The organism is Stenotrophomonas sp. SRS1 (assembly GCF_026130205.1).
Taxonomy (GTDB): Bacteria; Pseudomonadota; Gammaproteobacteria; order Xanthomonadales; family Xanthomonadaceae; genus Stenotrophomonas; species Stenotrophomonas rhizophila_B.
The window spans coordinates 179709-191992 of record NZ_JAINFD010000002.1; the positions used below are offsets into that span (position 1 = coordinate 179709).

The window sequence follows — 12284 nt, forward strand, 5'->3', positions numbered from 1 at the left end:
CCATATCAGGGCTCAACTGTGCGTTGGTTCGCATTGTTGAGATTCCGCCACGGGGAACCGTTCATCCTCGGGGACGCCGGGCGTGGTGCCTGGGCCGGCCGGGCCTGGGGCCGCGGCGACGGGCGCTGCTGTTGCTGCGGCTGCGGCCGGCGCGGACCACTCACCGAATCCATGTTCCGCCACGGCGAGCCACCGTTGTTGGGGCGCGGACGATCCGGCGGACGGGTCGGCTGACCGCCATTGCCGTTGCCGGGGCGCGGCGGCGGGCGGTGATTGTGCGGCGGGCGATAGTTCGGGTACGGACGGTAGACCGGGTAGCCGTAGCCACCGCCATACCCGCCATAGCCGTAATAGCCACCGCCGCCGTAGTAGCCGCTGCCGTAACCATAGGGATACCCAGCCGGGTAGCGGTACTCGACCGAGGGTGCGCCGTGGTAGTAGCCATTGCCACCGCCGCCACCGCCGACATAGTCGTACGTCGCGCAGCCGGACAGGGCCAACAACAGGCCACCGGCAAGAACAAGGCGCATTTTCATGATGGGGTCCCCCCAAAGGGCTGTATGGCCAGCTTCGGCCCATGGCATTGAATCGGCCCTTAACTTGGCCCGGTCCGAATGAATGGTTGCCATGCTGACATGTTCAGCAAGGCGGGTGTGGATGCGGGGCATACGTTAATCTTGCGTCATGAGCGATTCACCCTTGCCCTGTGTTGACGACGTGCTGGCGGCGGCGGCACGCATTGCCGCGCACGCCTGCGTGACCCCGGTCCTGCGCTCGCGCACGATCGATGCCATGACCGGCGCGACCGTCTTCTTCAAAGCCGAACACCTGCAGCGCAGCGGGGCCTTCAAGTTCCGCGGCGCCTGCAGTGCGGTCTGGGCGCTGGATGAGGAACAGGCCCGGCGCGGGGTGGTCACCCACTCGTCGGGCAACCATGGCGCCGCGTTGGCGCTGGCCGCGCGTACCCGCGGCATTGCCTGTCATGTGGTGGTGCCCGAGGGAGCCGTGGCCGCCAAGTTGGCCAACATCGGCCGCCACGGGGCCACGCTGTGGCGCTGCGACGCCTCGATCGCCGCGCGTGAAGCCATGTGCGCCCAAGTCCAGGCTGAAACCGGGGCCACCCTGGTGCACCCCTATACCGACCCCCGGGTCATTGCCGGCCAAGGCACGGCTGCGCTGGAACTGCTGCACGCCGCCGACGGACTGGACGTGATGGTGGTACCGGTCGGCGGTGGTGGCCTGGCCGCCGGCACGCGGCTGGCGCTGCAGACTGCGACCCCCGGGGTGGACCTGATCCTGGCCGAGCCGCTGGGTGCCGCCGATACCGCGCGCTCGCTGGCCGCGGGCGAGCGGCGCATCGATTTCACCCCCGACACCCTCTGCGACGGCCTGCGCGGAACGCTGGGCGCGCCCAACTTTGCGCTGTTGCACGGTGCATCGCAGGTGATCACCGTGGCCGACGCCGATACCGTCGCGGCGATGCGGGTGATCTGGCAGGTGCTCAAGCAGGTGGTCGAACCCTCGTCGGCGATCGCGCTGGCGGCGATCTTCGCCGAACCGGAACGCTTTGCCGGCAAACGCGTGGGCGTGGTGCTGTCCGGTGGCAACGTCGATCTTGATGCCCTCCCGTGGGGGGTGGCATGAGCCGACGCACAGGGGTGGGGTTCTTCGGCTGGCTGTGGCGGTTGTGCGTGCTGCTGGCGGTCTGGCTGCTCGGGGTCACGGCGTGGATCGTCTGGATCGGCGAGCGCGACCAGGCGCAGAAGGCTGACGCGATCATCGTGCTCGGCGCGGCGGCGTATGACGCCAAGCCGTCGCCGGTGTTCGAAGAGCGCATCCGGCACGGGCTGGATCTGTACCAGCACGGCTATGCGCCGCTGCTGATCTTCACCGGTGGCTACGGTGGCACCGGCGCGCGCTTCTCCGAATCGCAGGTGGCACGTCGCTACGCGCTCAAGCAGGGCGTGCCCGATGACGCGATCCTGATCGAGACCGCCTCACGCACCACGCGCCAGAACCTGATCGAGGCGCGGCGCCTGATGGAGCAGCGCAAGCTGCACCGCGTGATCATCGTCAGCGACCCGCTGCACATGGCCCGCGCGCTGCGCCTGTGCCGCGAGCTGGGCATCGATGCGCTGGCCTCGTCCACGCCGAGCACGCGCTTCCGCAGCTTCCACACCAGCTGGCGGTTCCTGGCGCAGGAAATCTATTTCTTCCACCGCGATCTGTTCCCGTCGTAGAGCCGACCGTTGGTCGGCTGGACGCGATCAGCGCGTTCGGCTCAGGGCGTTTTGCGGCGGATCGGAATCGCCGAGACCGGCACCGTGGCGACATCGTGCCCCCGCTCGCGGATCGGTGCGCCGCCTTCCGGCGCCCACGCGTGTGCGTAGATCACTTCCCAGCTGCTGGGCAGCTTGCCGTCTGCGCGCCGCAGCGGCTCGTAGGCTGCGCGCGCGGCATCGAAGCGCCCGCGCCCGGTCAGCGTATGGCGGCGGTCCTGGCGCGCGTTGGTGGCGCCGATCGCCTTCAGCTCGCGCATCAGCGCGGTCAGGTCGTCGTAGGTCAGGGTGAACAGGTCGCGGTCCAGGACCGGATCGCGGAAACCGGACATCATCAGCGCATCGCCGAACTGTGCGATCGGGGCGAAGCGGCTGACATGCGGCACGTCGTCGGCCGCGGCGAACGCATCGCGCAGTTCGATCAGCGTCTCCGGCCCGAACGTGGAGACCAGCAGCAGGCCGCCGGGCTTGAGCGCGCGGCGGAACCCGGCGAACACCGCCGGCAGGTCCTCCACCCACTGCAGGCACAGGTTGCTGAAGATCACATCCACGCTCTGGTCCAGCACCGGCAACGCCTGCGCATCGCCGCACACGCGCGAGAACGGCTTCCACCAGCCGGCCTGCTTCTTCGCCTCACGCAGCATCGGCTGGGCCAGATCCAGCGCGATCACCTGTGCCTTCGGCCAGCGCTTCTTCATGAGCGCGCTGGCATGGCCGGTGCCGCTGCCGACATCGAGCACCACCTGCGGCTGGCGGTTTTCCAGGTAGTCCAGCGATTCGAGCAGGCGCTTTTCCACCTCGCGCTGCAGCGCGGCGGCGGCGTCGTAACTGCTGGCGGCGCGCGAGAAGGCGCGGCGGACGTGATGGGGATCGAAGCTGGACGTCATGGGGTACTCACGGCTCAAAACGGTGGTGCGGGTGGACTCAGAAGGTGCCCGGGTAGGCGCCGCCATCGATCAGCAGGTTCTGCCCGGTGATGTAGCCGGCCTGTGCGCTGCACAGGAAGGCGCAGGCGGCACCGAACTCATCGGCGGTGCCAAAGCGGCCGGCGGGAATATGCGTGCGTTTGCGCTCGGCGAGCTGGCCGGCATCGATGCCCTGCTGCTGCGCCAGATACGCGAAGTTGCCGCGCAGACGATCGGTATCGAACTGGCCCGGCAGCAGATTGTTGAGGGTGACATTGTGGGCGACGGTCCTGCGTGCCAGCCCGGCCACGAACCCGGTCAGCCCGGAGCGTGCGCCGTTGGACAGCCCGAGGATGTCGATCGGGGCCTTCACCGAGGAGGAGGTGATGTTGACCACGCGGCCGAAGCCACGCTCGATCATGCCATCCACCGTGGCGCGGATCAGCTCGATCGGAGCCAGCATGTTGGCATCCAGTGCGGCGATCCAGTCTTCGCGGGTGAACTGGCGGAAATCGCCCGCCGGCGGGCCCCCCGCGTTGTTGACCAGAATGTCGACCTGCGGGCAGGCGGCCAGCGCGGCGGCACGTCCCTCCGGGGCGGTGATGTCGGCAACCACGCCGATCACCCGGCGTGCGCCCGGCAGGGCCTGCAGTTCGAGTACGGCGTGTTCCAGGTCGGCTTGACCGCGCGCGGCGATCACCACGTTGACGCCTTCGCGGGCGAGTGCGCGTGCACAGCCCAGCCCGAGGCCTTTGCTGGCGGCGCAGACCAGGGCCCAGCGGCCGGCGATTCCAAGATCCATGGGGTCAGTCCTGTGGGGAAAGGCAGGCGTACATGATCGGTGATGCGCGGCCGGAACAGGTCAAGGCTGCGCGGCAACAAAGTGTTGCAGCTGCGCGGCCACCTCATCGGTATGGCCGAGGAAGGGGGCATGCCCGCCCTGGGCGATCACATGCGCCTGCGCGCCCGGCGCCAGCGCGGCAGCAGCCTGCATGGCCCGCGCCGAGACCAGCCGGTCCCGCTGGCCGGCCAGCCACAGACTGGGCTTGCCCAGCTGGGCCAAGGCGCCGCGCAGATCGGTGTTTTCCAGCAGGCGCAGGCCTTCCTGCAACGCACGAGGGGCGGGCTCGCCGCGTGCGACCAGCATCTCGCGCAGCGTGCGCAGTTCCTGACGGGCGTGTTCGGAGCCCATCGCATCCAGCGCGAGGAAGCGTTCCAGCGTGCCGCGGTAGTCCTGCGCGAGATCCTGGCCAAACTGCTCGAACACCGCCGGTTCCACCGCATGCGGCCAGTCCTCGCCGCGCACGAAACGCGGCGTGGCGGCGATCATCGCCAGCGCACGCACCTGGGGCAGGGTCGCGGCAGCATGCAGCGCGAACAGACCCCCGAGCGACCAGCCGCACCAGACCGCCGGCGGCGTGGCCGCGGCAATGGCGTTGACCACATGCGGCAGGCGCAGCGGCGTGGTGTCATCGCGGCTGGCGCCGTGGCCGGGCAGGTCCACCAGGTGCAGCTGGAAGTGCGCCGACAGGCGCTCCACCAACGGTGCGAACACGCCGCCGTGCAGGGCCCAGCCGTGGATGAGAACCAGCGCCGGGCCCTGGCCGATGACCTCGATATGCATGCTCAACGCTGCGGTGTCACGCGGTCAGCGCGCTCAGTGCTTGCTGCTGCACCACGGTATCGCGGGCATGCGCGATCGCATCGACCAGGGCGCGGACCTGTGCGGGTGCGTGCAGCGCCGACAGTGTCACCCGCAGGCGCGCCTTGCCCTCCGGTACGGTCGGCGGCCGGATCGCGCTGACCAGGAAACCGGCGGCTTCCAGCGCGGCCGACATGCCCATCACCGTCGACTCGGCGCCGCACAGCAACGGCTGGATCGGGGTATCGGACGGCATCAATTCCAGGCCGTGCTGGCGCGCACCGGTGCGGAAGATGCCGATCAGTTCGGTGAGCTTTTCGCGGCGCCAGTCGTCGCGGCGCGCCAGCTTCACCGCGGCCAGGGCGGCGGCCGCCTGCGCCGGTGGTACGGCGGTGGTGTAGATGTAGGGGCGCGCGGTTTCGGCCAGGTGCTGGATCATCGCCTCGTCACCGAGCACGACCGCGCCGCTGCCGCCGAGCGCCTTGCCGAGCGTGGCCAGCTGCAGCGGCACATCATTGACGCCCAGGCCCGCATCGGCCACGCAGCCGCGGCCGTGTTCACCGACCACGCCGATGCCGTGCGCGTCATCGACGTACAGCAGCGCTTCCTGCATGCGCGCCACCAGCGACAACGACCGCAGCGGGGCGATGTCACCGTCCATGCTGAAGACGCCGTCGGTGGCCAGCATCGCCGCGCCGTTGGGCGCGTGCTTGAGTTGGCGCAGCGCGCCTTCGGTATCCAGATGCGGATAACGACGCAGGCGGCAACCGGCCAGGCGCGTGGCATCGAGCAGGCTGGCGTGGTTGAGCCGGTCCTGCACGCAGACATCGTCTTCTTCGCTGAGCAGCGCCTGCTGCACGGCAAGGTTGGCGGCAAAGCCACTGCCGAACAGCAGCGCCCGCGGATAGCCGAGCCAGTCGGCCATCTCCTGTTCGAGCGCTTCATGCAGGGCATGGTGGCCGCAGATCAGGTGCGAGGCGGTCGCGCCGGCACCTTCGCGCGCAGCGGCATCCTGCAATGCGCTGACCACGCCGAACTGCTGCGACAGACCCAGATAGTCATTGCTGCAGAAGTTGGTCAGCCATTGGCCGTCCACTTCCAGCTGCACACCATCGCGCCGGCTCACCATGCGGCGCACGCGAAGGCGCCCCTGCGCGTCGCGGAGCTTGCGCTGGGCCTGGATGCGGTCGTGCAGGTCAGGACGGGCCATGGTCATCAGGGGGTCCGGGTGGGCCGTTAGCGTACCCGGTTGCCGGGCCCGCTGCTCGGGGCTCAGGCCGCCTGCCCGCAGCTGCCGCCGGCGGTGATGTCGGCGTGGACCGTGCCCGGGTGGTCGTGCCCGGCGGCGTCCACCGTGACCGGCATCGGGCGCAGGCCCAGCCGTGCGAACAGGGCCAGATCGCGTTCGGTGTCCGGGTTGCCGGTTGTCAGCAGCTTTTCGCCGTAGAAGATGGAATTGGCCCCGGCCAGGAAGCACAGCGCCTGCAGCTCATCGCTCATCGCCTCGCGCCCGGCCGAGAGCCGCACCATCGCCCGTGGCATCACGATGCGGGCCACCGCGATCATCCGCACGAACTCGAAGGGGTCCAGCTCGGCGGTGCCGTGCAACGGTGTGCCGGCGACCTGCACCAGGCGGTTGATCGGTACTGAATCCGGATGGGCCGGCAGGGTGGCCAGCGCCAGCAGCAGGCCGGCGCGGTGTTCGCGCGTCTCACCCATGCCGACGATGCCACCGCAGCAGGTCTTCAGCCCGGCATCGCGCACGTGCGCCAGCGTGTCCAGGCGGTCCTGGTACTGGCGCGTGTGGATGATCGAATCGTAGTAGTCCGGCGCGGTATCCAGGTTGTGGTTGTAGTAGTCCAGCCCGGCCTCGCGCAGGGCGGTGGCCTGCGCGCCGCTGAGCATGCCCAGCGTGGCGCAGGTCTCCAGGCCGAGTGCTTTCACCTCGCGGATCATCGCCGCCACCTTGGGGATGTCGCGGTCCTTGGGCGAACGCCAGGCCGCGCCCATGCAGAACCGGGAGGCGCCCGCCGCCTTGGCCTGGCGGGCCTTGGCGACCACGTCGTCGGTGGCCATCAGCTTCTGTGCGTCCACCCCGGTGCTGTAGCGCTGCGCCTGCGGGCAGTAAGCGCAGTCTTCCGGGCAGCCGCCGGTCTTGACCGAGAGCAGGGTCGAGACCTGCACTTCCGCCGGGTCGAACTGCTCGCGGTGCACGCTGGCCGCGCGGTGCAGCAGGTCCGGGAACGGCAGCGCGAACAGGGCCAGCAACTCCTCGCGGTGCCAGTCGTGTCGGATGACAGAAGCCATGGGAGTGTCCTGACAGATAGTGGAACGAAAGGGCGGCAGTCTGGTGAGGCAGCCTTCTTCTGTCAACCATATGGTCTTTTCGAAAGTTTACGGAGTACTCGGTTGGCTTGGATGGCAGATCCTGCCGCTGCGCTGCCTGGTCTGCGAGTGCCCGGGCGAAGACGGGATGGACCTGTGCCGCGCGTGCCATCGCGACCTGCCCTGGAATGACCACGCCTGCAGGCGATGCGCACTGCCACTGGCGGCGAACGACCCCGGTGATGCAGCAGGGGATCACTGCGAGCGCTGCGTGGACGAGTACCCCCGCCAGGCGGCGGCCAGTGCCGCGTTCCTCTACGCGCCGCCGATCGACCGGTTGCTGATCCGGTTCAAATTCCACCAGGACCTGGCCGCCGGCCGGCTGCTCTCACAACTGATGCTTCAGCGCGTGCCGCCGTTTCTGGCCGGGCCGCTGCAGCCGATGCCACTGCACCGCCGCCGGTTGCGCCAGCGCGGTTACAACCAGGCGCTGGAACTGAGCAAGCCGCTGGCGCGCGGGCTGTGCTGTCCACTCTGGCAGGGCCTGCAGCGCACCCGTGAAACCGCAGCGCAATCGAATCTGGACGCGGATGCCCGGCGCTGCAATCTGCGCGATGCATTCACCGTACGCGGCCATCCACCTGCCGGGCTGACCGTGGTCGACGATGTGATGACCACCGGGGCCACCACCGATGCCGCCCTGCGCGCGCTGCAGTATGCCGGTGCCGGCCCGATGCAGGTCTGGGTTTGTGCGCGGGTGCCGTAAGCGCAGCCGATTGGCGTAGTTGCCGCCGCGCTGAGTGCTCACAGCAGCGATACTGACGTCATCTACTCATGGAGAAACACGCATGCGCAGCAGTCTGTTGATCATGACGATGGCACTGGGGGCGGGCCTCAGCGGCTGCACCCCGCCACCTCCTGCACCGGCGGCGATCGAGACGCCGGCGGGCGTCGCACCGCTGGCGCAGGCGGGTATCCAGATGCGTGAGGTGGCCGAGGATGCCAAGCGCCCCGGCGCCACGATGCTCAAGGACCGCGACGGCAACGCGCTGTTCCTGATCGAGCCCGCTTTCATCACGACGGCCGACATCGCCTCGGTGGCCCTGGGGACCGACGGCCACACCGGCCACGGGACCCTGATCCTGCGCTTCACCGATGCAGCCGCACCGCGCATCCTCGCGGCCACGGAAGCGCGCGTAGCCAAGCGTGTGGCATTTACCGTCGGCGATGAGGTCCTCAATGTCGCCGTCATCGCCGGCCCCTTCGCGCAGTCCATGCAGGTGAGCGGGCTGGACAGCACGGAAGAAGCGCACCGGCTGTATACGGAGATCACGGGCAAGGCTCCCTGAGCCCCATGTCGGGCTGCGGACCGTTCAGCGGAAACTCGCCTCGATCTGCTCCAGCGATTTGCCCTTGGTCTCCGGCAGCCAGAACGCAGCGATGAGGAAGTACAGCAACGTACAGCCGGCCCAGAAGAAGAACATGCTGGCATAGCCGTGATGGCCGACCGTGGGCAGGAAGATCGCGGCGATCACGGTGGAGACGAACTGGTTGATCAGCAGCGCGATGCTCATGCCGTTGGAGCGGATGCGGGTGGGCATCAGCTCGGACAGCGCCAGCCACACGCACACGCCCGGGCCCACCGCGAAGAACGCGACGAACAGCAGAATGCAGCCGGCGACCAGCCAGCCGTGGGTGGGCGAGGGCACCGGGCCGATCACCGCACGTTCGATCACCAGCGGCGCGTTGGCGGCCTGCGCCGGGTCCGGGAACGGGTTGAGGTGGAGCGTGCGGAAGAAGCGGCCGATCACGCTGTCGGCCGAGACCGCGTCCTCGCGGCGGATCTGCAGCGTGGCATCGATCGGGTTGTCGCTGCGCAGTGAGCGCACGTTGCTGAAGCCGCCGTAGGCATACGACACGGTCAGCTGCTGCGGTGCGGTGCCGGCGTTGCCATCCAGCCGCTGCCATTGCGCGGCATCCAGCGGCAGCGACAGGGTGGTGCCGCTCACCTGCTGCTGCAGCGCGGCCTGCACATCCAGCCGCCCGCGCTCGCTCTGCACGAACAACAGTGCAGCGGCCAGCAGCGACAGCGTGATGCCACCACTGCCCAACATCAGCAGGAACTTGCGCCCCTTGCGGTCCACCAGCACCAGCGCGACGACGGTCATCACCGCGTTGAGCAGCTTGATCGCCACATCGGCGCCGTTGGCCACCGAGCCGGGCAGGCCGGCCTGGTTGAGGATGTTGACTGCGTAGGCCAGCACCGAGTTGATGCCGGTGGCCTGGGTGAAGGCCAGCACCAGGCAGGCCAGCACGAACGGCCACACGTAGCGGCGGCTGAGCAGCGGGTCGCGCTTGCCGTTGCGGCCGATCTGGAGCTCGTCCGGCGCCTGCATGCGCTGCAGGGTCGGCTCCACGTCGTCCGCGGCGACGGTACGCTGCAGGGCGTGGCGCGCTTTATCGATGCGGCCGCGGCGCACCAGCCAGCGCGGGGATTCACTGATCAGCAGCACGCCCCCGGTGAACACCAGGCCTGGCAGCAGACAGCTCCAGAAAATGGTGCGCCAGGCATGATCCTTGACGTCGAACAGCAGGCGCTGCTGCTCCGCGCCGGGCAGATGGCGCACCGCGGCGGTCGCGGCATCCACGGCATGCGCGTGGTACAGCCCGATCACCGCGGCCAACACCAGGCCGATGGTCAGCAGCAGCTGGAACATCGCCGCCCCACGCCCACGTCGTTCCGGGCTGAGCACTTCGGCCAGATACAGCGGCACCACCACGCCGATCAGGCCGCCGCTGATGCCCTGCAGCAGGCGCCCCATCAACAGCGCGCCATAGCCGTCGGACAGGGCCATCACCGGAATGCTCGCGGTAAACAGCACGCCGGCCAGCAGCATCGCGCCACGGCGGCCGATCAGGTCGGCGACCATCCCGGCGAACAGTGAAGACAGCACACTGCCCAGCAGCACCGCGGCCACCACGAAACCCAACTGCTGGCTGGTCAGGTGCCAGCTCGCGGTGGCGGTGGCCTCCAGATAGGGCAGGGCGCCGGCGATGATGCCGATGTCGATGCCGTAGAGCAGCCCCCCCATGCCGCCGATGAACAACAGATAGCGTACCGGCCAGCGTGGCGCGGAGGCGCCTGCGTGCACGGGCATGGCTGCGGAAACGTCGTTCATCGTGCCGGTCCTGTCTGCAAGTGCGTGCGCCATGGCGGCGCGGGGGTCAACGCTCAGTCGAGCGCGATGTCATCGCCTTCCACCACCACGCCACGCACGCGCAGGTCGTGGTCGAGCACCACCAGGTCCGCCCAGGCACCGGTCGCGATGCGCCCGCGGTCGTCGATGCCGAGGTAGTCAGCCGGGTAGCGCGACAGCCGGTGGGAGGCATCGGCGATGTCCAGGCCGAGCGAGACCAGGTTGCGCAGCGCCTTGTCCATGGTCAGCGCACTGCCGGCCAGCGAGCCGCTCGACAAGCGCACGCAGCCCAGGCATTTGTGCACGCGCTGTACGCCAAGCGCGTACTCGCCATCGGGCATGCCGGTGGCGGCGGTCGCATCGGTGACGCAGTACAAACGCGGGATCGCGCGCAGGGCGGTGCGGATCGCGCCGGGATGCACGTGCTGCAGATCGGGAATGAGTTCGGCGTACTGCGCATGCGCCAGTGCAGCGGTCGCGATGCCCGGGTGATAGTGATCCACGCCGGTCATGCCGTTGAACAGATGGGTGAAGCCGGCCGCACCGGCGTTCAATGCGGCCACGCCGTCTTCGTAGCTGCCGGCACTGTGACCGAGCTGCACGCGGATGCCGAGCGCGCTCAGCGCGGGAATCAGCGCGAGGTGCTGGCCGATCTCCGGCGCAAGGGTAAGCACCTTGATCGGTGCGATCGCATGCAGGCGCTGCACGTCGGCCAGCGTGGCCTCGACCACCAGCGGTGGCTGCGCGCCCAGGCGCTGCGCACTGATGAAGGGGCCTTCCAGGTGCACGCCCAGCACGCGGGCCATGCCGGGTTCGCGCGTGGCGATCGCAGCGGAAAGGCCCCGGAGCGCGCGGGTGATGTCGTCCTCCTGCGCGGTCATGGTGGTGCCCAGCAGCGCGGTGGTGCCGTGCCGGGCATGCGCACGTGCCACCGTCTGCGCGGTCGTGCCGCCCTGCATGATGTCCACCCCGGCGCCGCCATGCACATGCAGGTCGATGAAGCCGGGCAGGATCAGCGGCACCTCATCGTCGACGCGCGGATCGGCGTGCGCGGTATCGATCGCGGTGATGCGTTGATCGAAATGGAGATCGCCGCGGACCCAACCGGTGTCGGTGAGCAGGCGGCCGTGCAGGGAGCGGGACTCGGTCAAGGCGGGGACTCGGCGATGATCACTTCGACGCCCAGCCGCTGGAGCCCTTCCAGGTGCTCGGGCTCGATGCTGCCGTCGGTGATGATGGTATGGACCTGGTCCAGCCGTGCGATGCGGTGCAGGCTGACCCGGCCGAACTTGGAGGCGTCGGTCAGCACCACGATGCGGCGCGCGCGCTCGACCATGCGGTGGTTGAGGCTGGCTTCGGCCTCATGGTGGGTGGTCAGGCCGAACTGCAGGTCCAGGCCATCCACGCCCAGGAACAGGGTGTCGAAACTGTACGTGTTGAGGCTCGCCTCAGCCTGGCTGCCATGCAGCGAGAGCGACTGCTTGCGCAGCAGCCCGCCGGTGAGCAGCAGCTCCACGCCGGGCGCGTTGGCCAGCTCCCAGGCGATGTTGAGCCCGTTGGTCATCACCGTGACGTCGCGATGCCCGCGCAGGTGCCGCGCCAGGGTCATCGTGGTCGAGCCGGAGTCGATGATGATGTTGTCGCCGGCCTTGACCAGCTTGGCCGCCTCGATGCCGATGCGGTCCTTCATCGGCAGGTTCAGGGCGTCCTTTTCATGGATGTCCTGTTCCTGCGGCGGCGTGCGCACCAGCGTCGCGCCCCCGTGGGTGCGCGTGGCCAGCCCTTGCGATTCGATGTGGGTCAGGTCGGCGCGGATGGTGACCGCCGAGACCGCAAAGCGCGCCACCAGCTCACTGACCTGCACGTTGCCGTGCTCGACCAGGGTCTGGAGGATCTGTTGGCGGCGCTGCCGGGTGTTTCGCATGGGGGCGATTCC

The 12284-nt window shown here is 69.0% G+C and carries 13 protein-coding genes; 4 read left to right on the forward strand and 9 right to left on the reverse strand.

Annotation, left to right across the window (positions count from 1 at the left end; translation table 11 throughout):
- Positions 1-5: 5 nt before the first annotated feature.
- Positions 6-536 carry a hypothetical protein gene (locus K4043_RS06555; protein ID WP_259262023.1) on the reverse strand — a complete coding sequence of 177 codons (531 nt, stop codon included), beginning with the start codon at positions 534-536 and terminating at the stop codon, positions 6-8.
- Positions 537-684: 148 nt separating this feature from the next.
- Between K4043_RS06555 and K4043_RS06560 the strand changes: the two genes are divergently transcribed.
- Together K4043_RS06560 and K4043_RS06565 are read left to right on the forward strand one after the other, a co-directional pair.
- Complete coding sequence (locus tag K4043_RS06560) at positions 685-1644, forward strand: pyridoxal-phosphate dependent enzyme (RefSeq protein ID WP_265308655.1); 960 nt, start codon at positions 685-687, stop codon at positions 1642-1644.
- Positions 1629-2240 (forward strand): YdcF family protein, encoded by a 612-nt coding sequence (locus K4043_RS06565; protein ID WP_123729896.1) that lies wholly within the window; start codon positions 1629-1631, stop codon positions 2238-2240. Before K4043_RS06560 ends, K4043_RS06565 begins: the two co-directional genes overlap by 16 nt.
- A 41-nt stretch (positions 2241-2281) precedes the next feature.
- Here K4043_RS06565 and bioC read toward each other — a convergent pair whose 3' ends face one another.
- From bioC to bioB, 5 genes are all read right to left on the reverse strand, one after another.
- Positions 2282-3166, reverse strand: coding sequence for a malonyl-ACP O-methyltransferase BioC (gene bioC / locus K4043_RS06570; protein ID WP_265308656.1), 885 nt, complete (start codon positions 3164-3166; stop codon positions 2282-2284).
- 37 nt (positions 3167-3203) lie between these two features.
- Positions 3204-3986, reverse strand: a complete 783-nt coding sequence (locus K4043_RS06575) for an SDR family oxidoreductase (RefSeq protein ID WP_265308657.1) — start codon at positions 3984-3986, stop codon at positions 3204-3206.
- Between the two features lie 60 nt (positions 3987-4046).
- Entirely contained in the window at positions 4047-4808 is a 762-nt protein-coding gene (bioH, locus tag K4043_RS06580; RefSeq protein ID WP_265308658.1) for a pimeloyl-ACP methyl ester esterase BioH, read from the reverse strand.
- A gap of 16 nt (positions 4809-4824) precedes the next feature.
- Positions 4825-6036 (reverse strand): 8-amino-7-oxononanoate synthase, encoded by a 1212-nt coding sequence (gene bioF, locus K4043_RS06585; RefSeq protein ID WP_123730833.1) that lies wholly within the window; start codon positions 6034-6036, stop codon positions 4825-4827.
- A 62-nt stretch (positions 6037-6098) separates the two neighbouring features.
- On the reverse strand, positions 6099-7133 hold the full coding sequence (gene bioB, locus K4043_RS06590; RefSeq protein WP_265308659.1) for a biotin synthase BioB: 1035 nt from the start codon (positions 7131-7133) through the stop codon (positions 6099-6101).
- Positions 7134-7203: 70 nt separating this feature from the next.
- On the opposite strand from bioB, the gene K4043_RS06595 reads away from it, so the two are divergent.
- Positions 7204-7917, forward strand: coding sequence for a ComF family protein (locus K4043_RS06595; RefSeq protein WP_265308660.1), 714 nt, complete (start codon positions 7204-7206; stop codon positions 7915-7917).
- Positions 7918-7999: 82 nt separating this feature from the next.
- Positions 8000-8500 (forward strand): hypothetical protein, encoded by a 501-nt coding sequence (locus tag K4043_RS06600; protein ID WP_265308661.1) that lies wholly within the window; start codon positions 8000-8002, stop codon positions 8498-8500.
- A gap of 24 nt (positions 8501-8524) precedes the next feature.
- Here K4043_RS06600 and K4043_RS06605 read toward each other — a convergent pair whose 3' ends face one another.
- Genes K4043_RS06605 through K4043_RS06615 form a run of 3 tightly spaced genes read right to left on the reverse strand, consistent with a single transcriptional unit; the run spans position 8525 to position 12272 of the window.
- Positions 8525-10330, reverse strand: coding sequence for a sugar porter family MFS transporter (locus tag K4043_RS06605; protein WP_265308662.1), 1806 nt, complete (start codon positions 10328-10330; stop codon positions 8525-8527).
- Positions 10331-10383: 53 nt separating this feature from the next.
- A complete protein-coding gene (gene nagA / locus K4043_RS06610) occupies positions 10384-11499 on the reverse strand; it encodes an N-acetylglucosamine-6-phosphate deacetylase (protein WP_265308664.1) in 1116 nt (371 codons plus the stop codon).
- Positions 11496-12272, reverse strand: coding sequence for a DeoR family transcriptional regulator (locus K4043_RS06615; protein ID WP_265308665.1), 777 nt, complete (start codon positions 12270-12272; stop codon positions 11496-11498). Before K4043_RS06615 ends, nagA begins: the two co-directional genes overlap by 4 nt.
- Positions 12273-12284: the final 12 nt, after the last annotated feature.